The sequence below is a fragment of the Ruegeria sp. HKCCD7296 genome (assembly GCF_013110775.1).
Lineage (GTDB): Bacteria > Pseudomonadota > Alphaproteobacteria > Rhodobacterales > Rhodobacteraceae > Ruegeria.
Map to the genome: position 1 here is coordinate 244,280 of NZ_WVRF01000001.1, position 22,465 is coordinate 266,744.

Here is a 22,465-nt window from a genome sequence, read left to right on the forward strand (position 1 = left end):
AGACTCGGCGGCACAGTTTCAGTTGACCAATAAAACCGCCTCGACCCGGCGGTTCAGGTCGCGCCCCTCAGGCGCTGCATTGGACGTTATCGGAGCCAGATAGCCCACGCCTTGCGCCTCAATCCGCTCGGGGGCCACGCCATGCGCCTCGATCAATCGGGTGCGTACGGCCTCGGCCCGGCTTTTGCTGACAGAGATATTGGCCGACAGCGCGCCGGTGTCGTCGGTATGCCCCACCAGCGCCAACCGCGTCTCCGGGTTGTCGGCCAGATATCCGGCCAGCAGGGCCAGTGAGCCAAATGGCCCTTCTCCTAACGCCACCTCGCCCGTAGGGAAATGCAAATCATCCAGGATCACATGCCCAGTGCTAGTCAGAGCCTCGAGCAATCCGCCCGAACCTTCGACGGCCTGTTCGATCACCACCGGATCAGGGTCAGGAGCATCCTGCGGCGTCACACGGATAAGCTGAACATAGCCATCCGGCGGGTTGCGACTGACCAACAGGCTCAACACAACAGGCCCTTTGGTGGCCGACAGGAAGCGGTAATCCTGAATGGCGACATACATGTCCGGTGTCGGCACAACTTCGGTACCAAATCGAAAATCGAAGCCGCCACAGTTTTGAACCTCGCATTCGAACAGGATTTTGTATCCCTGCGCCTCGATCTGGTCGCGCAGCGGGGCCAGAAGTTGCAGGGTCGTACTGGACCCGGCCTGAAGCCGCCATGTGAACCGTTCGACCTGCCCCTCAACGGTCTTTGCTGGCACTGCACCATCGGCATAAGGCCCCGTCGGTAGGTCATAGCTATCCAGCGGAGAGGTCCGGTCGCTGATCTGACGCGCACTGCTGGGCAGTGTCAGGTCCTGTGCCAGAACCGGACCTGTCAGAAGCATTGAAACAAGGGCGGCGGCGCGGATCATCGAAACTGTGCGTGATATTCTTCGTTGGGTACCATTGCGGTCGCGCTGGCCACCCGGTTGGACATGTTGAAGAACCCGGTGACATTGGCAATGTCCCAGATATCCCGGTCGGTGAACCCGGCATCGCGCAGTTTCTGGCGGTCAGGTTCTTCAATCTCGGCACTGGCAGTGGTCATCTTGGCGGCAAAATCCAACATCGCACGTTGACGCGGCTCCAGCGGCGCGACGCGGTAATTCATCACCAGCATCTCACCCAGTTGCGGATTACCCGACAGCTGACGCACCGCCGCGCCATGTGCGACCAGACAGTAGAAGCACTTGTTGATCGACGATACCACCACCGCAATCATCTCGCGCTCCAGCTTGGACAAGCCGCTGTCGGCCAGCATCAGGTCATTGTACATCGCTGTGAAGGCGTTCAGCTTGTCGATGTCGAATGCGTTGGCTTTCAATACGTTCGGCACCATTCCCAGCTTTTCGACACAGATACCAAAGTATTTCTGCGTTTCCGGCGGCAGCGGATCGACCATGGGCAGGTTCAGCGCGGTGGGCATGTCTTTCTGTGTCACGTCAGCCTCTTCAATTCACTCTAGCAGACGGTAATGGTATTCGCCCGCAAGCTCCATCCCGAGTGCGCGATAAAGACCATTGGCTCCCACGTTGGCCTTGGTGCAGATCACGCTGAGGGTCTGCGCGCCATTGTCCCGCGCCCAGATTGCCGCCGCGCGCATGGTCCAGTGGCCCAGACCTTGGCGGCGATGATCGGGCAGGATTTCAAGTGCGTGGACCATCGCAACATCCCCGTGCATCGCGACAAATGCTACGCCACTGGGCTTGTCGTTGTGGCGCAACAACAGACTGGTTTTGGGGCCCTTCGCGCGCGCCATCACCGCTTGGCGTTCTGGCCCAATCTCGGCCGAAGCCCAGATTTCGCGCATGATCTCAAGCGGCTCCCAGACCGAGAAGACCATGATCGGAGGGATCGGTTGATCTGTCAGCAGGTCGACCGGACAGGCATAGATGTTGACCGGGTCCAGAACGCTGTACCCCCGATCAGCCAGTTTCGCGTCCAGAGCCTCATCACCCGGACGCAGACAGAAAATGCGTTTTTGCCCCATGGCCAGCATTGCGGCCTCGGCGGCGTCAATATCCGCGTCCCTGGCAGGACCCAGCGCGTTGGCGGCAGACACGCGTGACCCACCACCCTGCCCTTCGCGCAGTTGGAACGGGCCAAGCGCCTTGTAGCCTGCGGCGGGCCAAGTGCCGTCGACAATATCCGCCCAGTTGGTGCTCAAAGCTCCAACTCTTTCGCCAGACGGGTCATCGCCGCATCGATCTGCCTTCCGTCAGTGCCCCGTATCACAACGTTGGCACCGAAGGCCCCGTTGATCTGGAACGGATAACAGCCAATGGACAGGTCGCTGAACTCTTCGGCCAAGGCGGACAGGTTTGCGGCAATATCGCCCTCGCCCCGATCCACGCGCAGAGTTTGCGACAGCAAGGGACTGCCTCCGGTTAACGTTGGCAGAACACTGGCCACCATGGCCTGAAACACCGAAGGCACACCGGCCATCACATGCACGTTCGCAAGGATAAAGCCCGGTGCAGTCGAGACCGGATTGTCGATCAGCGCCGCACCATCGGGAATGCGGGCCATGCGCAGTCGGGCGGCATTCAGCTCCAACCCCGATTTGTCGTAATGCGCCTGCAACAGCGCCCGCGCGTCATCCCGAACATCAATCGGCGTGTCGAATGCCCGCGCGATGCAATCGGCGGTGATATCGTCATGTGTCGGACCGATGCCGCCACTGGTAAAGACGGTGTCATAGGCATCAGACAGTGCTTTGACCGCCGCTTCGATGGCGGGGGCGTCATCGCTGACAATGCGCACTTCTTTCAGGTCGATGCCGTGTTTGGTCAGCTCCTGCGCCAGAAAGTGCATGTTGGCATCACGGGTGCGGCCGGACAGGATTTCATCCCCGATCACCAGCATTGCTGCAGTTGGATTGGCCATGGCGCTCTCCCCTCTTGATCGTTCTCAGGGGCAGGTATAGGCCCTGAACCATGCGATTTGAAACCCCTCTTGTCCCCGCCCGCCTGATCCGCCGCTACAAACGCTTTCTGGCTGATTGCACGCTGGAAGACGGGCAAGAGGTTACGGCCCATTGCGCCAATCCGGGATCGATGATGGGGCTGGCTGAACCGGGCGAGAAAATCTGGCTGGAACCCAATGACGACCCCAAGAAAAAGCTGAAATACGGCTGGCGTTTGGTGGATCACGAAAACGGGCATTTCACCGGCGTTGACACCTCGGTTCCCAATCGCGCCTTAAGGGCAGCGCTTGAAGCCGGTGAGATTGCAGAACTGGCCGCCTATGACACCGTCCGGCCCGAAGTGAAATACGGCGAAAACAGCCGCATCGATTTCCTGCTGACCGGGCCGGGCCTGCCCGACGCTTATGTCGAGGTCAAAAGCGTGACCCTCTCGCGCCAGCCCGGCCTGGCCGAGTTTCCCGACAGTGTCACGGCACGCGGCACAAAGCATCTGGGCGAGCTGGCAGCCATGGCCGCGCAAGGACACCGCGCGATCATGCTGTATCTGGTCCAGCGTACCGATTGCGACAGGTTTGCGCTGGCGGCTGATATTGACCCGGCCTATGCGGCGGCGTTTGAAACAGCACAGGCGCAGGGGGTGGAACGATTGGTGTATGGGACAGAGATTTCACCCTTGGGCGTCGCAGTCTTACCCAAACCGATCTAGAGGCCATTCAGCAGCACCCGCCAGAAACAAGATAACCTAGCGTCTCGGGTCAAACCTAAAGCTCACTATAAACATTCTTAAAACGCTATTTGTTGATTCATATCAAGGTTAATGAGCATACAAAAAGCTTTGCTATTCAGCACGACAATTTCGAGGGGAGATTTGTCATGCGATACAAAGCCATTGGTATGACCGTTCTGTGCGCCGCACTCCTATACACGGCCTCTTGCTCGGGCATGAGTTACGCGATGAAGACATATGGCGACGTCGACCCAATAAACTTCGAAGCCTTTGGCAGAACCTGGCGCGTCTTCGACAAGCCTGAAAGCGGCTTGATTATGCTGACGCCCAGCTTGGGAGATGCGGCATTGGCAGGTGCCGCCGAAGGGGCAACATTCGGCTTGGCTGGCAGTATGGACCCTACGCAGTTGGTCTTTCAATCGGCGGCGGCAGAGTACCTGAAGTCAACCGGCAGAACATGTGACATCCGTTCTGCCCAACTGGTCATCGACCCTCAGTGGGAGTTCACCTATACCTGCTGAGCCTTCGCGAAACTGTCGCCTTATGTCAGAAATCACGGAGTTCAGCATGCAAAAAAATTTAGTCACATTGGCCGTCCTTCTCGCCGTCACCGCGTGCGCGGAACAACCAAGTTCGATTGCACCGGTTCCAATCGGAGACGTCTATAACGACGTATCTTGCGCAAAGGCACGACAACTCTACCAACAAGAGGTTGCCAGAGTGCCTGCCTTGGTTTCCGCACAAAAACAAGCGGTTGCTGGTGACGCTGTCGGCGTGCTGTTAATCGGCGTTCCTGTATCCAGTTTATCTGGGGATGATTTGGAGGGCGAAATAGCCGCGACCAAGGGCAAATTGATCGCACTGTCCGCTCGTTTGGAAGTTTGCGGCACTCCACCCCCGAAAATAGCGTGGGATTGAGCCTGTCGCGACATAGGGTCGTAGTAATGGCATGAGAGAGCGGCTGTTGAAACTGATAAGCCGTCGAACTACTTCGCTGAAAGAGTGTGACCCTGCGCCCTCTGGTACTTTCTGCGCAAGCAGCGTAAAAGGAATGCTGCGCGAAACATTTGGAGCTTAGCGTCGATGAAAGAACATCGTGGCCGCCTGACCAAAGACGGCATCCGCATCTATGAACAAAGCGACTTTGCCGGAATGCACGCGGCAGGGGCTTTGGCGGCACGCATTCTGGATGATATTGCAGAACACGTCTTTCCCGGCCAGACCACTGGCGCGATTGACGGGCTGATCACGCAGATGGTCGAAGACGCAGGCGCAACTTCGGCCACGATTGGCTACAAAGGCTATCAGCACGCCAGCTGCATCAGCGTCAATCACGTCGTTTGCCATGGCATTCCGGGTGAAAAAAAGCTGAAGGATGGCGACATCCTGAACATCGACGTGACTGTGATCGTCGATGGCTGGTTCGGCGACACCTCGCGTATGTATGTGGCCGGTAAATTGCCCCGCAAGGCGGAACGGCTGATCCAAGTGACCCATGACGCGCTGTTCAAGGGCATCGAGATGGTCAAGCCCGGCAACACTTTCGGTGATATTGGCCACGCCATTCAGGCTTATGTAGAAGCGCACCGGATGAGCGTTGTGCGTGATTTTTGTGGCCACGGTCTGGGCCGCGTGTTCCACGCGCCGCCCAACGTTCTGCACTATGGCCGTCCGGGCACTGGCGCGATTCTGGAAGAGGGTATGTTCTTTACCATCGAACCGATGGTCAACTTGGGCCGTCCTGAAACCAAGACACTGGCCGACGACTGGACCGCCGTGACCCGCGACAAGTCACTGTCGGCACAGTTCGAGCATTCGGTGGGTGTCACAGCGGATGGGGTCGAGATTTTTACACTCTCGCCGGGCGACAAGTTCCACCCGACCTATTCCTCCTGATCGACCGCCTGTTCGCGCATCACTTTCAGCAGCATCGTCTCTGCCCCCCACGGCGTCACCGCGTCGTGGATGAAAACAGGCGCGCGCATGGGTTTGCGCTCGGGGCCGGTCGAGGCTTCGGCGTCGTGGGAAAACGTCCAACTAAAGGGTGTCAGGGCGCGGTCCATGCCTGCACCTTAGCACAACAAAGGGTCAGAGTCCCAACAACTGGTGCGCTTGTGACATGTGCGTGATTACTTCGGCACCCAGATCTGCCAGCCTGCCGCCATGCGGTGCGTAGGCCAAACAGCGCATACCCGCCCGGGTGGCCGCAGTGACGCCGTTCTCGCTGTCTTCAATAACCACCGGGGCGTTTGCTTCGAAGTGCTGAGCGGCCAGCTTGAACATCCTTGGGTCCGGTTTGCCAGTTCCCAGAACATGAGCCGAGAACATAACGTCCTTGAACCGGTCCCGGAGCCCATTCTGACCCAGGGTGATCTTCATCTTGTCCGGGCTGCCGTTTGACGCGACGCAGAACGGGATGCTGTTTTGATCCAATGCTACCAAAAGCTCCGAGACTCCGGGCACCAAAGGGACACCCGCACGCAAGCGATCATAGGTTTCGGCATAAACCTGATCGATCCAGCCCTCGGGCAGATCAGCACCCATTGCACGCGCCTTGTCGCGCACCCCGACCATGGTTCCGCCCACAAACAGCGACATGCATCCAGGCAATGTCAGGTGCAGGTCATAGCCAGCTAGATTTTCAACCAGCACCTGGTTCGAGATCACTTCGCTGTCTACCAGAACGCCATCGCAATCAAAAATCACCAGATCATGCATCCGGTTCGTCTTTCCATATCAAAGAGATATACGTGTCGCCATATTTCCGACTGCCCTGCAACGTGAACCCGGCAGGTGGCTGCATCGGAGCATTTTCTTCCCAAACCAGTAAGGCGTCATCAGCGACCCATCCACCGGCGGTTATTGCGGTCACTGCCTTTTGGCCCAACGCTTTGCCGTAGGGGGGGTCCAGCAAGATCAGATCATATGGGGCCTTCGGGTTGTCGCCCAGCCGGGTGGCATCGCGGCGGACCAGATCGGTACGCTCGGCGCTGTGGGTCAGGTCGATATTCTTGCGGATTAGCCCTTGGGCCACACGTCCGTCATCAACAAAGGTGACATGAGACGCACCACGCGACAGCGCCTCAAGCCCCAGCGCCCCGGTTCCTGCGAACAGATCCAGCACGCGCAGGCCGTCAAAATCGATCTGGTGGGTCAGGACGTTGAAAAGACTTTCGCGCACACGGTCAGTGGTGGGGCGCAGATGTGCCCCCGCATCCCCTTTGCCGACCGAGGCCAAGGCGCGGCCCCGGAACTCTCCGGCGATGATTCTCACGCTTTAAGCAGCGGCTTCAGGTCCGCGTCCGGATCCGCCACGATGGCCGGATCGGCCGTCTTGCCTGCGTCGATCAAGCGTTTGCCGACCATATACGCGCGGGGATCGTTCATTGCGTCCACAGCTATCAACTGATCGCCCTTGTAATACCAGAAGGACACGGTCTGCCCTTCGCCCTTGCGGGTCACAACGCGGTCGTATCCGGTGTTCAGACCGGCGATCTGCAGTTTGACGTCATACTGGTCCGACCAGAACCATGGGGTCGCCACATAATCCCGGGCCGCGCCCAGCATGTTCTGCGCGACGATCTCGGCCTGATCGATGGCGTTAGGCACACTCTCTAGCCTGATCCGGCCTTCACCGTGTGGAAACGAGGCACAATCGCCTGCCGCCCAGATTGACGGATCCGAAGTGCGGCCATGGGCATCGGTCTTGATACCATTGTCCAACTCAAGCCCCGCCATCTCAGCCAATTGGGTTGCGGGCGCGATGCCGACACCAACCACAACGAAATCAACCTCCAGCTCGGTGCCGTCGGTCAGAAGGGCGCCTGTGACCTTGCCGTTTTCGCCAATCAACCGATCCAACCCGACGCCTTCGCGAATGTCCGCACCATACTCGCTGTGCAATGCACGGAAATAGTCGCTGGTCTCGGGTGCTGCAACCCGTTGTAGAATACGGTCTGCCATCTCGACCAGAGTCACCTTGACGCCTCGCTTAGCGCAGACGGCTGCGGCCTCAAGCCCGATATAGCCACCACCCACGATCAACGCACGAGCACCTTCAGTGACCTTGGGCTCCATATCGTCGATATGCGCCAGATCACGCACCACATGCACACCTTCCAGGTCACCACCAATTGCCGCGGGCAGACGGCGCGGATCGGACCCGGTGGTCAGCGCCAGTTCGTTGTAGGAAATGACCTCGTCCCCCAACGTCACAGTCTTGGCTTGCGGATCGATGCCCGTGACGCGCTGACCCAGACGCAGGGTGATGTTGTTCTCGGCATAGAAACTCTCGGGCCGCAGGAACAGGCGCTCCAGCTCCATCTCGCCCAGCAGGTATGCTTTGGACAAAGGCGGGCGCTGATAGGGCAAATGCGGTTCAGCGCCGACAAGGGTGATGTCCCCGTCGAACCCATCCTTGCGCAAACGCGCCACCAAAGATGCACCCGCCTGACCGGCACCGATCACGACAATATGGCTCATGTTTTGCCCACCCTGCAGTTTTCCCGTGGTCTCCGTGTTTGGACCACCTATATTGCGGCTAAGCCCAATTCTGCAAATCCAAACAACAGGAGCTGAAAAATGATTTCAACAGGAGACGCCCTTCCCGAAGCGACACTGACCCAGATGGGCGCGGACGGGCCGGAAGAGGTTCGGATTTCAGAAAAGACCAAGGGCCGCAAAGTGGTGATCTTTGCTGTTCCTGGGGCGTTTACACCGACATGCCATTCCGCGCATGTACCCAGCTTCATGCGGACGAAAGATCAGTTCGACGCCAAAGGCGTAGACGAAATCATCTGCATTTCGGTCAACGACCCCTTTGTCATGAAAGCTTGGGGCGAAGCCACCGGCGCGTCTGACGCCGGTCTGACCATGCTGGCAGATGCCGCATCAGAATTCACCAAAGCCATCGGCATGGATTTCGACGCCCCGCCCGCCGGTCTGATTGCCCGGTCCAAACGCTATGCCATGCTGGTTGAGGACGGCAAAGTCACTGCCTTGAACCTGGAAGAAAACCCGGGCGCATGCGAAATCTCTGCCGGTGAAGGCCTGCTGGACGTCATCTGATAGAGTTCGGCCCCGGTTTTTCGGGGCCATCAAAACCCAAATTAACTTGATGCTCTTCCCCAATGCGCGAATACTTGATCCAGGCGTTTGGGGAGTTCTTTATGACACTTAAGACATTTTCACTTATCCTGACCGGCTCCGCCATTCTAGCATCCTGCGGACCGGCACCCACCCCACAGCAACAAGCCGCGCGCCAACACGAGATCGCGTGCCTGGGCGGAACTTTGGGCGGTGCGTTGATCGGTGGCGCCATCGGCAATCAATTTGGTGGCGGGTCGGGCAAGACAATCCTTACCGCTGCGGGTGCCGCGGCTGGTGGCTTTGAAGGCCAGAGATTTGCATGCTGAAAGGGTCAACCATGACACGCGGAATTATCATACTCATGATCACATTTCTGACCTCGGCAGCCGCCGCCGAAACCGTTGCAGAGCTGCATGAAAAAGAACTGAACGCCATTGATGCGAATAATGACGGGTTCTTATCAAAAGACGAGTTCGACGCATTCTCGGACTATGCATTTCAGGCCATGGATGAAGACAAAAACGGCACCCTGGGCCTGGAAGAGGCCAAACCGTTTCTGGACATCAAGCAGTTTCAGAATGTTGACCGCGACAAAGACAGCTTTATCTCAAGAGCGGAATATGATGCTCAGATGGATGAGGACTTCAACACGGCGGATCAGGATGGCAATGGCCAACTGGATTAAGCCTGTCACGACAGGAGCTTGGTATGAACAAATGGATTGGTTTGGGCGCATTGGCACTGGTCGCGGCCTGTGATGTTCCGCAGGCTACTGTGGTGACGGGACCGGATGGGCAGTCTCGCATTGAAATCAACCTTTCCGGGCTGACCTGCTATCAAAACCGCTGTCTGGACATAAACCCAGCAGCGCGGAGCGTGCGCCAGATTGGAAACAGGACCACCAGGATTCCTGCATCCATAGATGTCAGCGACGGCTATGTCACGCCGGCCGAGTTCAGGCAGATGGCGACCACGGCCTCACTTGCCGGAGGCCAAGGCTCGGGAAATGATCGCTAGCACAGACTGTCCATCTTGCGTGCCAGTTTGGCATCCAATGAGGACAGACCACCTACGTCATGTGTGGACAAAACAACCTCGACCGTGCGGTACACGTTGAACCATTCGGGATGGTGGTTCCATTTCTCGGACCAAATCGCCACCTGGGTCATCCAGCCAAAAGCGGAAACGAAATTGTCGAAGATAAACGTTTTTGTAATCGCATCTCGGCCTTCGACCATCGTCCAACCGTTCTTGAACAGCGGATCCAGCAGCGGGCCGCGGGTTTCTGTCGACAAGAGTTCGGTCATTGCTGTTCCTCCGGGTTCGATTTCCTGAACGGACCGTAGTCCGTTAGGATCTCGATCTCTTCTCCCACTGCACGGCCTTCGGCGTCCAGATATTTTTTGACGGCATCAGCAAAACCCGGATCGCCAACCCAGTGCAAGCTATGCGTGCGCGTTGGCAAATAGCCCCGCGCCAACTTGTGTTCACCCTGAGCGCCCGCCTCGACCCGGGCCAGACCATGGGCAATGGCAAAGTCTATCGCCCTATAATAGCACAGTTCGAAATGCAGACAGGCATGATGTTCAACGCAGCCCCAATACCGGCCAAAAAGCGTTTCGCGGCCTATGAAGTTCAACGCACCCGCGATGGCAAAGCCGTTCCGTTCCGCCAGCACCAAGGCCATGTCATCCGACATGGTTTCCTGTGCAATATCAAAGAATTGGAGCGTCAGGTACGGCGAGCCCCACTTACGCGCGCCGGTATCCTGATAGAATCGCCAGAACGCATCCCAATGTTCCGGGCGCAACGCTTCGCCGGTCAGGGTGCGGATGTCACCGCCAAAGTCATTGGCCTGCGCCCGCTCCTTGCGGATGTTCTTGCGTTTGCGCGATGACAGGGCAGCCAGGAAAGCGTCGAAGTCTGAATAGCCCTCATTCAACCAGTGAAACTGCTGCGAGCCGCGCAACATCAGGCCCATCTGTTCACCGGCCAACGCTTCGTCCTCGGTACAGAAGGTCGCATGAACCGACGAAACCTGATTATCCGCCGCCAGTTGTACAGCGCCCTGCACCAGAGCTGACATGCCGATCCTCTCGTATCCCGGGCGCACCAGGAAACGTCGTCCGGTTGCCGGGGTGAACGGCACTGCGATCTGAAGCTTGGGGTAATAACGTCCACCTGCGCTTTCATAAGCATGGGCCCAGCTATGATCGAAGATATATTCGCCCTGACTGTGCGATTTGGCATACATCGGGGCCGCTGCGATCAGCATACCATCAAGATAAGCAGTCAAATATTGCGGCTGCCAGCCTGTGCCGCGACCAACCGAGCCGCTTTCTTCCAGCGCTAGTAAAAACCGATGGGTTGTAAAGGGATCAAGAGGCCGCCCGCCATCAACGGCTTCGGGGCAAGCGCAGGCATCCCACTCTGCCGCAGAAATCTGCGACAGAGCACCCAATACCTGAATTTCGATCTGTGCCTGATCCATATGTCCTCCGCGCCTGCCCTTTATCTGTGACAGCCTGAAGGAGGTTCAAGCCGAATGCGCAGCCAGATACCCTTCGAAAGTCACATTGTCGGCAACTTTGCGAGCCTCTGCCTCTTGTTCAGGCGATCGGACAGTCCAGCACAGGATTGGCACCCCGCGCGCCTTCAATTCAGCCACGCGGGGGCGCGACAGGTCAGCGGCCTCGTGACTAATGAAACTTGCTCCGACACGATCAAAATCCGGAATACCACGCAGATTGTCGCAAACGCCTTGGGGCAAAAGTTCGACGCTGGGTTCATAGGCGCAAGTGGTGATGCCGCGCGGCAGATGCGGGGCAAGCCGTGCCAGTTCAGCGACCGAGTTGGGATTGAAGGACATCAGGGCCACAGGACCGTCGTAACCCTGCAATGCGCGGACGGTATCCCGCTCCAACGCGCCCACATTGGCACCCATTTCACCGTCCTGATCTTTCAGTTCGATCAGCAGCGGTACCCGACCTGCCACCATCTCTAGGACCTCATCCAGCGTTGGAATGCCATCATCCCCGTACAAAAGGGTCGCGCCAGAAGCTGCAGCCGCCGAGACCTGACGGATCGGCCCGGGCTGACCGGTTAGACGCGCCATATCATAGTCATGGAAAACCATGGCCCGGTCATCCGATGTCAGTTGAAGATCGATCTCGATCCCGTAACCCGCGTCAATCGCTGCCTGAATAGCCGCCCGGCTGTTTTCCGGGCGGTTGTCCGATATGTCATGCAGAGCCCGATGAGCAATAGGGACCTGCAAAAACGCGTTTGGCAAAGGTGGTATCATTCGACTTCGAAAATACCTTCGATTTCAACCGCCACGCCCAACGGCAGGGACGCCGCGCTGACAGCGGAACGCGAATGACGGCCCGCGTCGCCCAGCGCTTCGACCATGAAATCGGAGGCACCGTTGATCACCTGTGGCTGTGCTGTGAACTCTGGTGTCGAGTTTACAAAACCAGTCAGCTTGATCACACGCACCAGTTTCTCGATATCGCCGCCGCAGGCTGCCTTGACCTGCGCCAGTAGGTTGATCGCGCAAACCCGGGCCGCAGCGGCCCCGGCCTCAACGTCCATATCGTCGCCAAGTTTGCCGGTGATCAGTTCATCAGCTTTCGAGATCTGGCCCGAGACATAAACGATATTGCCCACGCGCACGAACGGCACATAGTTGGCAGCGGGTGCAGGTGCGTCATCCAGCGTGACACCCAGGGTTTCCAGTTTTGCGGCGATGCTCATTGAGAGGGTCCTTCCCTAAATTCGACTCTGCCGGACGCTAACCGGGAAGCTTGGATTGGGAAAGACGGAAACCGGCAATTTCCTGTCTGCCTGCGATCTGAGCGTTTCTTTACTTATTACGAGCTGTTGATCCTGGGTCACTTTACCCGCCCCCAAATGACAGGTTACACGCAAGGTGTTTCATTTAAGACCCGAAACGACTAGTGACAGAACTTGTGCCACCCCAGCACGTGGATTTTGATTGAACGTCCGGCGGACCATGTGTCGGACCATTTTGGGAGAAGCAAACCGTGACAAGCAGATTGCGCCTGAAACATTTTATTGTCCTGTCATGCATGGCCATTCTGTCTGCTTGCGCTACTACCCCGCCCGAGGGGGCCTCGCGTAGCGATGTTTTTGATCCGTATGAAAACAACAACCGGGCAATCCACAAGTTCAACCTTGGTGTGGACCGATTTTTGTTCCGCCCCGCCTCGAAAGGCTATGTGAAGATCGTTCCTGATCCGATGGTGACCAGTTTCAGCACCTTCGCCGAAAACATCTCGCTGCCGGGGCAGGCCGTTGATTACCTGTTACAGGGCAATCCGAAACAGATGGGCAACGCGTTGCTGCGCTTCGTGATCAACATGACTGTGGGTGGCTTTGGTCTTTCTGCACCTGCGGATGAATTGAATTTGCCACCAGTGGATACCGATTTCGGCGAGACGCTGCATGTCTGGGGTGTGGGCGAAGGCGCATATGTTGAGCTTCCCTTCTACGGCCCATCCACCCAACGAGATGCGATCGGGGTTGTGATCAACTTGTTCTCGAACCCAATCAATTTTTCTCCGGTGCGACCGGTCGACAATATTGGCGTCTACGCCGAGATCGTGCGCCGCATGGGAGATCGCGGCCGGTTCTCGGATACAGTCGACTCGATTCTTTACGAAAGTGCAGACAGTTACGCGCAAGCACGCCTGATCTTTTTGCAAAATCGCCGCTTTGAACTGGCAAGAGATGACGAAGACGCCTATCTGGATCTATATTCTGACCCCTATGCCGAAACCGGGACAGACCCGGTCAGGGACCCCTTTTTAGACCCCTACGAGGACCCCTATGCCGAATAACGAGTTGAACCGCCGTCACTTCATCGCCTCGAGCCTCGCGCTGGCCTTGCTGCCCATGCCTGCCTTGGCGCAGACCGAAGCTGCAGCCAAAGCGCTGGTCAACAGCGTGGTTGCTGACATCAATCGGGTGATCGATTCGGGCAAGTCTGAAAAGGCAATGCTGCGCGACTTCGAAAAAATCTTTGTGCAATATGGTGATGTCCCGATCATGGCTCGCTATGCCCTGGGGGCGGATGCCCGCACGGCAAGCCCCGCCCAGCTGAAAAAATTCACCCAAGCGTTCCAGGGCTATATCTCGCGTAAATACGGCCGCCGGTTCCGAGAGTTTATTGGTGGCGAGGTTGACGTACGCAATGCGCGAAAAATCAAGGCCGGGTACGAAGTTCGGACGATGGTCAAACTGCGCGGCTCCGCCCCGTTTGACGTGACGTTCCTGGTGTCCGACAAGTCGGGCCGGGACAAGTTCTATAATATGTTCATTGAAGGCGTGAACCTTCTGCTGACCGAACGCACCGAAATCGGCGCTATGCTGGATGCCCGGAAAGGCAATCTGGATCAACTGATCAGAGATTTGAACAAAACAGGCTAACCTTGCGGCCGGGTGTGGTAACGCGCCAGATCAAAGTTATTGCAAGTAAACAAAAAAGGGTCAGGTTCTTCTGACCCTTTTTTGTTTCGATTTCAGGGCGCATAGCTACGCACCAAAGCGCCTGCAATCAACGCCCAGCCGTCTGCGATGACAAAGAACGCAAGTTTGAATGGCAAGGATACGATTGCCGGAGGTACCATCATCATGCCCATCGACATCAACACCGCTGCAACAACAAGATCGATGATCAGAAACGGCAGAAAAATCAGAAAGCCAATCTGAAAGGCCCGCGCGATTTCAGATAGCATGAAAGATGGCATCAGGACGGACAGCGGCGCTTGTGCTGACAGTTCCATCTCATCCCCACCGGGACGTAGGGCCGCCATGGCGTAAAATGTATCCGCGCCCAACCGGGCTGCCATGAAAGTACGGAACGGGTCCAGCGCCCGTTCCAGTGCGGCCTCGACCCCGATCGTTTCCTCCATCATCGGGCGAATGCCGCTTTCCCAGGCTTCAGTGAAGACAGGGTCCATGATGAAATAGGTCAAAAACAACGCCAGACTGACAATCAGCATATTGGGCGGCGATTGCTGCAATCCAATCCCCTGTCGCAGGATCGACAATACTGTAACCAGGAACGGGAAACAGGTGATCATAACTGCCAGGCCCGGCGCTATGCTCAATACAGTGATCAGTAGGATCAACTGGATGGTCCGTGCCGATATAGATCCTCCCTCGCCAAGGGACAAAGTCACATCCTGAGCTGTGGCGAGCGATGGTGTCAGCACAATCGCCAGAGCCAGCCAGATCGCAAAGCGCATCAACCGATCCCGTTTTGAAGGTCGGCAATCTCGGTCAGGCGCACGGCCAGTTGACCGGCCTGGTCGCCATCCATCTCTTCAAGCAGCCCACGTGCCACCAACTGATCCCCGACATAAAGGTCAACCGGATCTTCGATCCTTTTGTCCAGTGTCAGCACCGCATTCTCTCCCATATTTAGCAAATCCCGGATCAATGGGCGGGCGCGGCCGACAGAGACAGTCACCTCGATCGGGACGGATTCAAACGGGTTGGGTCTTTCGGTGTTCGGGGTCTGAGTGTCATTCATTGGACAAAGCCTCTCTTGCCTCAAAGACGTATGCGTCAAAAATCTGTGCAACGGTGGTCAGCAAGGCGCTGCAATCCACTTCGCGCCTGCTGATGCCGACTTGCAGGCGGGCCTGCCCCGGCTCGAGCCCGGGATCTTCGATGACCTCTGGCGCGAGCTGTGCACTTGGCGGCAAAATTGCTGCAACATCTTCAGCACGGCCCGTCGGCACCATGATCTGCATAGGTTGCTCCAGCTGCATGCGCGCCATCTCCGACAGCTGTTCAACAAGAAGGGTGGCCAATCCCCGGTCGACCATCTGCGGTAAGACTGTCTGCACCAGGCTTTCAAACATCGGCTCCAAAGACAGAGTCATCCGGGTCATCGCCTCGTGATAGGTGAATGACATGTCCTCCAGCGATTGCGCGAGCTCTGCCGATACCTTTCCGCGACTTTGCTCCTGCGCCTGAGCGGCATCCTCCCAACCAGCACCATAACCATCCTCAAAGGCGGCAAGCCTCTGTTCTTCTAATGTTTCCTCATCCAGAAGCAGAACCGTGCCGGTGCTGGTCTGAGAGGTGAAATCCTCAAGCAGATGGGCGATCGACATCACACCCGCTCCTCGCCTTCTTCAAGCCAGCTGCGAAGGATCTCGACGGTCTCCTCTTGCTTGTCACCGATCATAGTCCGCAACCGTTCAACCGGGTCTTCGACGGCGTTGACGCCCAGCGCTGGAACGCACCCGTCTTGGGACAAGGCTGCAAACTCAGCCACGTCATCGGCCGCGATTTCACCGGTCAAAACCGAAGGTTCCACCTCGGCCCCGTCAACAGCGGGCAAAAGCGCTGGTGTCAGTGTCGGCTTCATCAGAATCGGTCGGATCACGAACAACGCCAGCACCAGCGATACCACCGCCAGCACGGCCATTTGGATCAGGGACATGGCGTCCAGATGAATGTTCTGCCACATGGAAGACGAAGCCAGAGTGCCTTGCGGTTCTGTCACAGGCAGATCCAGAGATTTAAGTGTGATCACGTCCCCGCGCGCGGCGTCGAACCCCACGGCCGCAGCCACCAGTTCTTGCAGCGCGTCCAGTTCTGCCTGCGGCAGCGGTGCAAATGTTTCGGCTCCCGAGGCATCCACAGTACGCGTTCCGTTCACCAAAACGGCAACCGTCAGGCGCTTAATCGAACCGGGCGCTGTGTGAACTTCAAGCTCTGTTTCAGAGACCTCATAATTCACCCGCTCACGCGTTTCGGTGGCGGTGGAGTTCGATTCGTCACCACCAGCCCCATCTCCATCGGGCAGGTTGGATGCAACGGTGACATCAGAAGACTGATTGCGGGCGCTGTCCGAACGTTCCTCGACATCCGTACTGATGGCCACGCGGCCTTTGGGGTCAAAGCGCCGCTCGCGGATTGATTCTGTCTTGGTTTCCGTATCCACGCTAACCTCGACCACCGCATTGCCGGGTCCGACACGCGCTTCCACAAGGCGCAGTACACGTTCACGCAGTTGGCGCGATTTATCATCTGCCGTGTCAGCGGCCACCGCGGTGTCTTGCCCACCAATAACAGCCCCGTTCGAATCGATTACAGTCACGTCCTCAGGTGCCAGGCCGCTTACGGCGGAGGCAACAAGGAACCGGATCGCCTTGGCCTGATCACCAGTGATGTCGGCACCTGACGGCACCAGATAGACAGAGGCTGTCGGCGCAACGCTGCGCTGGAACGGGTTCGCAGACCCGTTGGCGATGTGCACCCGCGCCTGGCTGACATGCGGACTGCCGACTATGGTGCGCGCCAACTCACCCTCTTTTGCACGCCAGTATGCGGCGTCGAACATCTGAGAGGTGGTGCCAAACCCGCTCAGCGAATCCAGCAGTTCATACCCCCTGTTACCATTTGCGGGCAGGCCTTCACTGGCCAGAGTCATCCGCAACTCGTCCCGCTGCGCGCCGGGTACATAGATTGACCCGCCGCGAATCTCATAGGTGATACCGCGCTGATCCAGCGCGCGCACGATGTCCCCTGCCGCGCCGCTTTCCAAGCCTGCATACAGCAGCGTCATAGACGGTGCGGTTGCAAGGCGGGACATTCCGAGAATTCCCAAAAACACCAGCACAACTGCACTGGCGACAATGATTTGTTTACGCCTGTCCAAACTTGCCCAAACAGTTCCGATCTGCTGCACGCTCACCTCCGACTCGCCGACATTCTGCCCGGCGCACCCTCTGTTTGGACGATTGCCCTTAACAATCGGTTAGTCCCTGAGCGGTTATGAAACGACAGAACGGATGAATGAGGACGTCATGACCGACGCGACGGCAGAACAGGCAGAAGCCCCGGAAAAAAGGGGGAAAAAGGGAATCCTTATTGGGTTGATTCTGGCAATTGCAGGGGCCGCGGGCGGATATTTCCTAACCTCATCCGGACTGATTCCGCTGGGCGGCAAAGCTACGCAGGAAACAAGCCAGGACATGGAAAAAGGAAACTCTGTCAAAGCGCTGGAAAACGTTGGCTTCCTCGCACTGCCACCCGTCGTCGTATCGGTGAATTCAGACAGCTCTCGGCATTTGAAGTTTCACGCACAACTCGAAGTTAACGCCCCGTACATGGCTGACGTGGAAAAAATGCAGCCGCGAATCATGGATGTTCTGAACGGATACCTGCGTGCCGTGGAATTGCAGGATCTTGAAGATTCGTTGGCGTTGATGCGCATCCGGGGCCATTTGCTGCGCCGCATTGAAATTGTCGTTGGCGAGGGTCGCGTTCGCGATGTGCTGGTGATGGAATTTGTTTTGAACTAGGAGGCGAAATTGGAGCTGATCGCGGATATTTTGCTGGTTGCCGGTGCGTTGGGCGCGGGTCTTTACTGCTTTGTTCTGTCGCGCCGCCTCAAGCGGTTTACCGACCTTGAAAAAGGCGTTGGTGGTGCTGTGGCGGTTCTTTCACGGCAAGCGGAAGAGCTGAAGAAATCTCTGGACAACGCGCGCAGCGCTTCTGACCAGTCCGGGGACAAGCTTACAACCCTCACACACAGAGCCGAGAGCGTCGCGCAACAGCTCGAGCTGATGATGGCGTCAATGCATGACGTGATCCCCGAAGACGCCTCCAAGACGGAGACGCAGCCAGAGGCTGTTCCGGCAGAGGCTCAGCCACAAGAACCAACTCTTGCAAGGCAAGAGGATGTCACAGAGCCCTCTGACGACGCAGAATCTTCTGAAACTGAAGCACCCAAAACAAAAGAAAACAAAGCGCCAGAGGGTCTGATGTTCTTCCGTCATGATCACAAGCAGGGTGGAACACTGGCATGAACCGCCCTCGCGCAACTCGGCCAAACGCTCGCCCGCGGGCCGGTGTACTTGCTGTCATCTCCTTACTCATGCTTGGTTCAGCCGCAATTCGCATCGGGTTAGAGGCTGGGCCGGCGCTTGCGAAACCAGCCGAACCTAAGGCCGTTGAACACACGCCCAAAGCGTTGGAAACACGCGACGTTCAAGCTCTTTTGACCGAGCTTTTGCGTCGAGAAAAACAGGTCACACAACGTGAAGACGCGCTGCGGGATCAAGAAACGGCATTGGAAATCGCGGGCCAGGCTATCGAGACGCGGCTGGTCGCGCTTCAAGAGGCGGAAGAGGCTCTGCGTGCCACTTTGGCTGTCGCCGACAACGCGGCCGAGAATGATCTGACCCGTCTGACAGATGTCTATCAAACCATGAAACCCAAAGATGCTGCTGCGTTGTTTGAAACCATGGATCCAACTTTTGCCGCCGGGTTTCTTTCTCGTATGCCTCCTGATTCAGCGGCCGGGATACTTGCTGGTCTCAGCCCCGAGGCAGCCTACACGATCAGTGTTGTCATGGCGGGCCGTAATGCCTCGGCCCCACTGGAATAACCAGTGCCACATTTTCACGCGCATCACTAAGCCGGAGATCTCAAATGATTGGAATTGTTGGAATTGTTGTCATTTTCGTGATGGTTTTCGGCGGCTATCTTGCTGCTGGCGGCAAGATGACCATCATTCTGAAATCGCTTCCGTTTGAAATGATGATGATCGGCGGCGCCGCCGTTGGTGCCTTTTTGATCAGCAATGACATGGGCGGTGTAAAACACACGATCAAAGACATGGGGAAGGTTTTCAAGGGACCGAAATGGAAACCCGAGGACTATCGTGACCTTCTTTGCCTTCTGTTTTCACTGATCCGCATTGCCCGTGCTAATCCGGTTGAGGTCGAGCAACATATCGAAGACCCTGAAAACTCAAGCTTGTTTTCCACTTATCCCAAGATTCAAGCCGACAAGGAGGCGGTCGATCTGATCTGTGACACTATGCGTTCCGCCGCGATGAACTATGATGATCCGCACCAGGTTGAAGAAGTGCTGGAAAAGCGGATGGAGGCGAATTTTCATCACGCAATGCACTCAAGCCATGCGTTGCAAACAGTGGCGGATGGCCTGCCTGCGCTAGGGATCGTAGCGGCTGTTTTGGGGGTGATCAAAACGATGGGCTCGATCGACCAACCACCCGAGGTTCTGGGCAAACTGATCGGCGGCGCTCTGGTGGGCACGTTCTTGGGGGTTTTCCTGGCGTATGGTCTGGTGGGACCCTTTTCAGGCAAGCTGAAATCCGTTGTCGAAGAAGACAATCACTTCTACCAATTGATCAAAGAGGTTCTGGTTGCAAACCTGCACAACCACAATGCCGCGATGTGTATTGAGGTTGGGCGCCAGAACACACCCACTCACAACCGCCCCGGCTTCTCCGAGCTTGAAGAGGCTCTGAAAGAGCTCAAGCAGGCCGCAGCATGAAAAAGTTCGGAATCCTGTTTGCGGCCCTGATCATGATGGCCACTTCGGCATCCGCACAAAATGTGACGGTGCGATCAGGTGAGCATGATGGCTATACGCGTTTGGTGTTCAATGTACCACCAAACACAGGATGGACACTGGAACAGCGTAAAAACGGTGCTCGCTTAATGTTGGCATTGGATGCCGCGACCTTTCAGACAAGCGCAGTGTTCAGCCGCTTGACGACCAATCGCCTTGCGTCAATCTCACAACCTGAACCCGGTGGGGCATTGGAATTGGAGTTCGGGTGCGCGTGCGCAGCCTCGGCTTTCCTGTACCGGGATTCTATGATTGTTCTTGATATTGCACCGGGCGCATTTCTGCCCCCGCTGCTGGTTGACATCCCCCCCCCAGTGAAGCGGACGGCCAAAAAGGCCACGTCTGAATCGTATAAAGACGCGCAGTTGGCAGCATTGGACCTGCCGCTTCTTGAACACGGGTTGAAGGACCAATTGTCCACGCGTTTTCTGCAAGGGGCCGACCGCAGATTGCTGGGTTTGAACCTAACCCCAGTTGGTCCTCGCAGCTCTGCCCCACCCGACGCAGCGCGCCTGCCAACGGGTTTGTCCGGCAATATTCGACTGACTTCGGTGCTGGACGATTTGCAGAATGTTCTGAATGCCGAGTTTCAGAAGTTAGATAACAAACGAGCCTGCATCACGACGTCCGAGCTTGGCTTCGCACACTGGTCTGGGGATGAACCCTTTTCTGCGCAAGTGTCTGCTTTGCGTACGGGTCTATTTAAGGAGTTTGACCGTATTGATGAAAACAAGGCTCTCAGACTGGCAAAGCTGTATGCGTTCAACGGCTTTGGGGCCGAAGCACTGGCTGCTTTGGCGCTGTCTGAAGCACCATCTGAAGAACTGGACCGCATCGAGTTTGTCGCTCAGCTCGTAGACGACAAACCAATTAAGCCCCCCCATCCTTTCAGTGGATTGCAGCGTTGCGACAGTGACGCCGCGCTTTGGGCAGTATTGTCCGAAGGCACTCTGGCACCTGACGCGGATGTTGAGGCGATCGAGCAAGCTTATGGTAGTTTGCCGAACCACTTGCGCCGCCAATTCGGAAAACGTCTGTCCGAAATTCTCGTCAACGCACAACAGTTGGAGGCCGCCCGCAGAGTGATACGCTCGGTCGACCGTATCGAACAAAGCACTTCGGCAAGTACCGCACATGCCAAGGCCATAGTTGCTGCGGCAGAGGGGAACGACGTGCGCGAAGAGGAGTTGTTGACGGAGGTTGTTTCATCACCCAACGCCACGACAAATGCTCCGGTGGCGTTGGCCCGTTTGGTCGAAAAGCGCTGGGGCGAACGCAGCGCAGTCACTTCGAAAGAACTGGAACTGGCGGCGTCTTTTGCGGTCGAATACCGACGCTCGAACCTGGGCCCAATGATGGCACGCACGCACGCGATCGCCTTGAGCCTGAGCCAGGATTTCGAGCCAGCATTCGACATCATCCTGAACTTGCCAAACGGGCAGGACAGAACCCGCGCGTTCAATCGACATTTTCACCTACTGTCAGAGCGGTCCGACAACGTAACCTTTTTACGCCAAGCGTTCCACGTAATGCAGATGAGCAAGACCCCAGCCCTGTCAACGGACAGTGCAATCGCCGTTGGTGATCGGCTGGCGGCGCTTGGTTTTGCGGATCAAGCCATTGACCTGACAAACCGAGCAGAAGATCAAACGCACAAGACAGAAAGAGCGCGCGTGCGGGCCAAAGCGGCCCTTCTGTCGGGACGTCCGCACAAGGCTCTGATGGAGTTGGACGAAGACAAATCGGAAGAAGCGCGCGCCTTGCGTGTACAGGCCCTGGGCAGAATTAGTGACTTTGCAGCAGCAGCTGAGATCATGCAAGATTCGGGGCAAGGCGAGGCAGCAAACCGCTTATACTGGCTGGCAGGGCTGCCGGACGATACCGTTGAACCACAGGGTGGGAAATACGCGGTCCTTAATCAGACAGCGCAAGCCCTGTTGGACACCCCGGCACGACAGTTGGAAAAACCCCTAATGGACGCAGAGGGCCTGCTTGAGAACAGTGAAACAGCGCGCGAACGCATCATTGAGATGCTGAATGCTGTCAATTTAAAATGACACGTGCGCCTGCTGCACTTCAGACAATCCAGTGCCAACATGAGAAAACTGCGTTTTGGGGTCAGTATTGCGATCGCGGCTCTCGGATTGGCTTACGACGCAAACGCCATCAACATCTGGTCGGCGCGAAGAATTGAAAAGCGTTTTCTCAAATGATGCCCCGTTCCTAGGGCTTGGTGCCAGGAACAGGG

At 57.0% G+C, this 22,465-nt stretch carries 31 protein-coding genes; 15 read left to right on the plus strand and 16 right to left on the minus strand.

Annotated elements, in window-relative coordinates; translation table 11 throughout:
• Positions 1-18 precede the first annotated feature (18 nt).
• From GS632_RS01220 to GS632_RS01235, 4 genes are read right to left on the minus strand one after another with little or no spacing between them, the layout of a single operon-like run.
• Entirely contained in the window at positions 19-921 is a 903-nt protein-coding gene (locus GS632_RS01220) for an OmpA family protein (RefSeq protein WP_171721682.1), read from the minus strand.
• On the minus strand, positions 918-1,475 hold the full coding sequence (locus tag GS632_RS01225) for a peroxidase-related enzyme (RefSeq protein WP_216601695.1): 558 nt from the start codon (positions 1,473-1,475) through the stop codon (positions 918-920). The genes GS632_RS01220 and GS632_RS01225 overlap by 4 nt, the downstream gene beginning before the upstream one ends.
• A gap of 30 nt (positions 1,476-1,505) precedes the next feature.
• Positions 1,506-2,216, minus strand: a complete 711-nt coding sequence (locus tag GS632_RS01230) for a GNAT family N-acetyltransferase (RefSeq protein ID WP_171721680.1) — start codon at positions 2,214-2,216, stop codon at positions 1,506-1,508.
• The gene (locus tag GS632_RS01235; RefSeq protein WP_171721679.1) at positions 2,213-2,935 is read right to left on the minus strand and encodes a molybdopterin-binding protein; all 723 of its coding nucleotides are present in this window, start codon (positions 2,933-2,935) and stop codon (positions 2,213-2,215) included. The genes GS632_RS01230 and GS632_RS01235 overlap by 4 nt, the downstream gene beginning before the upstream one ends.
• Positions 2,936-2,985: 50 nt before the next feature.
• Between GS632_RS01235 and sfsA the strand changes: the two genes are divergently transcribed.
• The 4 genes from sfsA to map all read left to right on the plus strand — a co-directional run bounded on the left by sfsA (position 2,986) and on the right by map (position 5,598).
• Complete coding sequence (gene sfsA, locus GS632_RS01240; protein ID WP_171178266.1) at positions 2,986-3,681, plus strand: DNA/RNA nuclease SfsA; 696 nt, start codon at positions 2,986-2,988, stop codon at positions 3,679-3,681.
• A 167-nt stretch (positions 3,682-3,848) separates the two neighbouring features.
• Positions 3,849-4,223 carry a hypothetical protein gene (locus GS632_RS01245; protein WP_171178268.1) on the plus strand — a complete coding sequence of 125 codons (375 nt, stop codon included), beginning with the start codon at positions 3,849-3,851 and terminating at the stop codon, positions 4,221-4,223.
• Between the two features lie 46 nt (positions 4,224-4,269).
• On the plus strand, positions 4,270-4,620 hold the full coding sequence (locus GS632_RS01250; protein WP_171620211.1) for a hypothetical protein: 351 nt from the start codon (positions 4,270-4,272) through the stop codon (positions 4,618-4,620).
• Between the two features lie 165 nt (positions 4,621-4,785).
• The gene (gene map / locus GS632_RS01255) at positions 4,786-5,598 is read left to right on the plus strand and encodes a type I methionyl aminopeptidase (RefSeq protein ID WP_171620213.1); all 813 of its coding nucleotides are present in this window, start codon (positions 4,786-4,788) and stop codon (positions 5,596-5,598) included.
• Here the strand turns inward: map and GS632_RS01260 are convergent.
• Genes GS632_RS01260 through GS632_RS01275 form a run of 4 tightly spaced genes read right to left on the minus strand, consistent with a single transcriptional unit; the run spans position 5,586 to position 8,184 of the window.
• Positions 5,586-5,765: a hypothetical protein gene (locus tag GS632_RS01260; RefSeq protein ID WP_171620215.1), complete on the minus strand. Its 180-nt coding sequence runs from the start codon at positions 5,763-5,765 to the stop codon at positions 5,586-5,588. The genes map and GS632_RS01260 overlap by 13 nt on opposite strands.
• A 25-nt stretch (positions 5,766-5,790) precedes the next feature.
• Positions 5,791-6,420 (minus strand): HAD family phosphatase, encoded by a 630-nt coding sequence (locus GS632_RS01265; RefSeq protein ID WP_171721678.1) that lies wholly within the window; start codon positions 6,418-6,420, stop codon positions 5,791-5,793.
• Positions 6,413-6,976 (minus strand): 16S rRNA (guanine(966)-N(2))-methyltransferase RsmD, encoded by a 564-nt coding sequence (gene rsmD, locus GS632_RS01270; protein WP_171721677.1) that lies wholly within the window; start codon positions 6,974-6,976, stop codon positions 6,413-6,415. The genes GS632_RS01265 and rsmD overlap by 8 nt, the downstream gene beginning before the upstream one ends.
• Entirely contained in the window at positions 6,973-8,184 is a 1,212-nt protein-coding gene (locus GS632_RS01275) for an NAD(P)/FAD-dependent oxidoreductase (RefSeq protein ID WP_171721676.1), read from the minus strand. Before GS632_RS01275 ends, rsmD begins: the two co-directional genes overlap by 4 nt.
• 99 nt (positions 8,185-8,283) lie before the next feature.
• Here GS632_RS01275 and GS632_RS01280 point away from each other — a divergent pair, with 99 nt between their 5' ends.
• The 4 genes from GS632_RS01280 to GS632_RS01295 all read left to right on the plus strand — a co-directional run bounded on the left by GS632_RS01280 (position 8,284) and on the right by GS632_RS01295 (position 9,807).
• Positions 8,284-8,769, plus strand: coding sequence for a peroxiredoxin (locus GS632_RS01280; RefSeq protein WP_171178280.1), 486 nt, complete (start codon positions 8,284-8,286; stop codon positions 8,767-8,769).
• A gap of 101 nt (positions 8,770-8,870) precedes the next feature.
• Positions 8,871-9,116, plus strand: coding sequence for a glycine zipper 2TM domain-containing protein (locus GS632_RS01285; RefSeq protein ID WP_171178282.1), 246 nt, complete (start codon positions 8,871-8,873; stop codon positions 9,114-9,116).
• 11 nt (positions 9,117-9,127) lie between these two features.
• Entirely contained in the window at positions 9,128-9,475 is a 348-nt protein-coding gene (locus GS632_RS01290) for a hypothetical protein (protein ID WP_253284408.1), read from the plus strand.
• Between the two features lie 23 nt (positions 9,476-9,498).
• A complete protein-coding gene (locus GS632_RS01295) occupies positions 9,499-9,807 on the plus strand; it encodes a hypothetical protein (RefSeq protein WP_171721674.1) in 309 nt (102 codons plus the stop codon).
• Here GS632_RS01295 and GS632_RS01300 read toward each other — a convergent pair.
• Genes GS632_RS01300 through GS632_RS01315 form a run of 4 tightly spaced genes read right to left on the minus strand, consistent with a single transcriptional unit; the run spans position 9,804 to position 12,546 of the window.
• Positions 9,804-10,097: a 4a-hydroxytetrahydrobiopterin dehydratase gene (locus tag GS632_RS01300; protein ID WP_171178288.1), complete on the minus strand. Its 294-nt coding sequence runs from the start codon at positions 10,095-10,097 to the stop codon at positions 9,804-9,806. The two genes, GS632_RS01295 and GS632_RS01300, sit on opposite strands and share 4 nt — an antisense overlap.
• Positions 10,094-11,281, minus strand: coding sequence for a GNAT family N-acetyltransferase (locus GS632_RS01305; protein ID WP_171721673.1), 1,188 nt, complete (start codon positions 11,279-11,281; stop codon positions 10,094-10,096). Before GS632_RS01305 ends, GS632_RS01300 begins: the two co-directional genes overlap by 4 nt.
• 45 nt (positions 11,282-11,326) lie before the next feature.
• Entirely contained in the window at positions 11,327-12,094 is a 768-nt protein-coding gene (locus GS632_RS01310; protein WP_171178292.1) for a glycerophosphodiester phosphodiesterase family protein, read from the minus strand.
• Positions 12,091-12,546: a RidA family protein gene (locus GS632_RS01315; RefSeq protein WP_171721672.1), complete on the minus strand. Its 456-nt coding sequence runs from the start codon at positions 12,544-12,546 to the stop codon at positions 12,091-12,093. Before GS632_RS01315 ends, GS632_RS01310 begins: the two co-directional genes overlap by 4 nt.
• A gap of 335 nt (positions 12,547-12,881) precedes the next feature.
• Between GS632_RS01315 and GS632_RS01320 the strand changes: the two genes are divergently transcribed.
• The gene (locus GS632_RS01320) at positions 12,882-13,652 is read left to right on the plus strand and encodes a VacJ family lipoprotein (protein WP_171093362.1); all 771 of its coding nucleotides are present in this window, start codon (positions 12,882-12,884) and stop codon (positions 13,650-13,652) included.
• Positions 13,642-14,241, plus strand: a complete 600-nt coding sequence (locus tag GS632_RS01325) for a phospholipid-binding protein MlaC (protein ID WP_171721671.1) — start codon at positions 13,642-13,644, stop codon at positions 14,239-14,241. Before GS632_RS01320 ends, GS632_RS01325 begins: the two co-directional genes overlap by 11 nt.
• 92 nt (positions 14,242-14,333) lie before the next feature.
• On the opposite strand, the gene fliP is transcribed toward GS632_RS01325, so the two are convergent.
• Genes fliP through fliF form a run of 4 tightly spaced genes read right to left on the minus strand, consistent with a single transcriptional unit; the run spans position 14,334 to position 17,521 of the window.
• A complete protein-coding gene (gene fliP, locus GS632_RS01330; RefSeq protein WP_171721670.1) occupies positions 14,334-15,062 on the minus strand; it encodes a flagellar type III secretion system pore protein FliP in 729 nt (242 codons plus the stop codon).
• Entirely contained in the window at positions 15,062-15,349 is a 288-nt protein-coding gene (locus GS632_RS01335) for a FliM/FliN family flagellar motor C-terminal domain-containing protein (protein ID WP_171178301.1), read from the minus strand. Before GS632_RS01335 ends, fliP begins: the two co-directional genes overlap by 1 nt.
• Complete coding sequence (locus GS632_RS01340; protein ID WP_171721669.1) at positions 15,342-15,938, minus strand: ABC transporter ATP-binding protein; 597 nt, start codon at positions 15,936-15,938, stop codon at positions 15,342-15,344. Before GS632_RS01340 ends, GS632_RS01335 begins: the two co-directional genes overlap by 8 nt.
• Positions 15,938-17,521, minus strand: a complete 1,584-nt coding sequence (gene fliF / locus GS632_RS01345) for a flagellar basal-body MS-ring/collar protein FliF (RefSeq protein ID WP_171721668.1) — start codon at positions 17,519-17,521, stop codon at positions 15,938-15,940. Before fliF ends, GS632_RS01340 begins: the two co-directional genes overlap by 1 nt.
• A gap of 118 nt (positions 17,522-17,639) precedes the next feature.
• Between fliF and fliL the strand changes: the two genes are divergently transcribed.
• From fliL to GS632_RS01370, 5 genes are read left to right on the plus strand one after another with little or no spacing between them, the layout of a single operon-like run.
• Positions 17,640-18,137, plus strand: coding sequence for a flagellar basal body-associated protein FliL (gene fliL / locus GS632_RS01350; RefSeq protein ID WP_171178307.1), 498 nt, complete (start codon positions 17,640-17,642; stop codon positions 18,135-18,137).
• Positions 18,138-18,146: 9 nt separating this feature from the next.
• A complete protein-coding gene (locus GS632_RS01355) occupies positions 18,147-18,644 on the plus strand; it encodes a hypothetical protein (RefSeq protein WP_171237939.1) in 498 nt (165 codons plus the stop codon).
• Positions 18,641-19,225, plus strand: a complete 585-nt coding sequence (locus GS632_RS01360; protein ID WP_171721667.1) for a MotE family protein — start codon at positions 18,641-18,643, stop codon at positions 19,223-19,225. Before GS632_RS01355 ends, GS632_RS01360 begins: the two co-directional genes overlap by 4 nt.
• A 44-nt stretch (positions 19,226-19,269) precedes the next feature.
• On the plus strand, positions 19,270-20,139 hold the full coding sequence (motA, locus tag GS632_RS01365; RefSeq protein ID WP_171620229.1) for a flagellar motor stator protein MotA: 870 nt from the start codon (positions 19,270-19,272) through the stop codon (positions 20,137-20,139).
• A complete protein-coding gene (locus GS632_RS01370; RefSeq protein ID WP_171721666.1) occupies positions 20,136-22,274 on the plus strand; it encodes a hypothetical protein in 2,139 nt (712 codons plus the stop codon). The genes motA and GS632_RS01370 overlap by 4 nt, the downstream gene beginning before the upstream one ends.
• Positions 22,275-22,465: the final 191 nt, after the last annotated feature.

Bases quoted from the DNA above. Each gene is read 5' to 3' on its own strand.
- GS632_RS01250 (WP_171620211.1), top strand. From the start codon at position 4,270: ATGCAAAAAAATTTAGTCACATTGGCCGTCCTTCTCGCCGTCACCGCG.
- GS632_RS01310 (WP_171178292.1), bottom strand. From the start codon at position 12,094: ATGATACCACCTTTGCCAAACGCGTTTTTGCAGGTCCCTATTGCTCAT.
- GS632_RS01320 (WP_171093362.1), top strand. From the start codon at position 12,882: ATGGCCATTCTGTCTGCTTGCGCTACTACCCCGCCCGAGGGGGCCTCG.
- GS632_RS01300 (WP_171178288.1), bottom strand. From the start codon at position 10,097: ATGACCGAACTCTTGTCGACAGAAACCCGCGGCCCGCTGCTGGATCCG.
- GS632_RS01370 (WP_171721666.1), top strand. From the start codon at position 20,136: ATGAAAAAGTTCGGAATCCTGTTTGCGGCCCTGATCATGATGGCCACT.
- GS632_RS01305 (WP_171721673.1), bottom strand. From the start codon at position 11,281: ATGGATCAGGCACAGATCGAAATTCAGGTATTGGGTGCTCTGTCGCAG.
- map (WP_171620213.1), top strand. From the start codon at position 4,786: ATGAAAGAACATCGTGGCCGCCTGACCAAAGACGGCATCCGCATCTAT.
- GS632_RS01275 (WP_171721676.1), bottom strand. From the start codon at position 8,184: ATGAGCCATATTGTCGTGATCGGTGCCGGTCAGGCGGGTGCATCTTTG.
- sfsA (WP_171178266.1), top strand. From the start codon at position 2,986: ATGCGATTTGAAACCCCTCTTGTCCCCGCCCGCCTGATCCGCCGCTAC.
- GS632_RS01340 (WP_171721669.1), bottom strand. From the start codon at position 15,938: ATGTCGATCGCCCATCTGCTTGAGGATTTCACCTCTCAGACCAGCACC.
- GS632_RS01225 (WP_216601695.1), bottom strand. From the start codon at position 1,475: ATGCCCACCGCGCTGAACCTGCCCATGGTCGATCCGCTGCCGCCGGAA.
- GS632_RS01285 (WP_171178282.1), top strand. From the start codon at position 8,871: ATGACACTTAAGACATTTTCACTTATCCTGACCGGCTCCGCCATTCTA.
- GS632_RS01315 (WP_171721672.1), bottom strand. From the start codon at position 12,546: ATGAGCATCGCCGCAAAACTGGAAACCCTGGGTGTCACGCTGGATGAC.
- GS632_RS01325 (WP_171721671.1), top strand. From the start codon at position 13,642: ATGCCGAATAACGAGTTGAACCGCCGTCACTTCATCGCCTCGAGCCTC.
- GS632_RS01290 (WP_253284408.1), top strand. From the start codon at position 9,128: ATGACACGCGGAATTATCATACTCATGATCACATTTCTGACCTCGGCA.
- GS632_RS01220 (WP_171721682.1), bottom strand. From the start codon at position 921: ATGATCCGCGCCGCCGCCCTTGTTTCAATGCTTCTGACAGGTCCGGTT.
- GS632_RS01295 (WP_171721674.1), top strand. From the start codon at position 9,499: ATGAACAAATGGATTGGTTTGGGCGCATTGGCACTGGTCGCGGCCTGT.
- fliP (WP_171721670.1), bottom strand. From the start codon at position 15,062: ATGCGCTTTGCGATCTGGCTGGCTCTGGCGATTGTGCTGACACCATCG.
- GS632_RS01265 (WP_171721678.1), bottom strand. From the start codon at position 6,420: ATGCATGATCTGGTGATTTTTGATTGCGATGGCGTTCTGGTAGACAGC.
- GS632_RS01245 (WP_171178268.1), top strand. From the start codon at position 3,849: ATGCGATACAAAGCCATTGGTATGACCGTTCTGTGCGCCGCACTCCTA.
- GS632_RS01360 (WP_171721667.1), top strand. From the start codon at position 18,641: ATGAACCGCCCTCGCGCAACTCGGCCAAACGCTCGCCCGCGGGCCGGT.
- motA (WP_171620229.1), top strand. From the start codon at position 19,270: ATGATTGGAATTGTTGGAATTGTTGTCATTTTCGTGATGGTTTTCGGC.
- fliL (WP_171178307.1), top strand. From the start codon at position 17,640: ATGACCGACGCGACGGCAGAACAGGCAGAAGCCCCGGAAAAAAGGGGG.
- GS632_RS01260 (WP_171620215.1), bottom strand. From the start codon at position 5,765: ATGGACCGCGCCCTGACACCCTTTAGTTGGACGTTTTCCCACGACGCC.
- GS632_RS01280 (WP_171178280.1), top strand. From the start codon at position 8,284: ATGATTTCAACAGGAGACGCCCTTCCCGAAGCGACACTGACCCAGATG.
- GS632_RS01335 (WP_171178301.1), bottom strand. From the start codon at position 15,349: ATGAATGACACTCAGACCCCGAACACCGAAAGACCCAACCCGTTTGAA.
- GS632_RS01235 (WP_171721679.1), bottom strand. From the start codon at position 2,935: ATGGCCAATCCAACTGCAGCAATGCTGGTGATCGGGGATGAAATCCTG.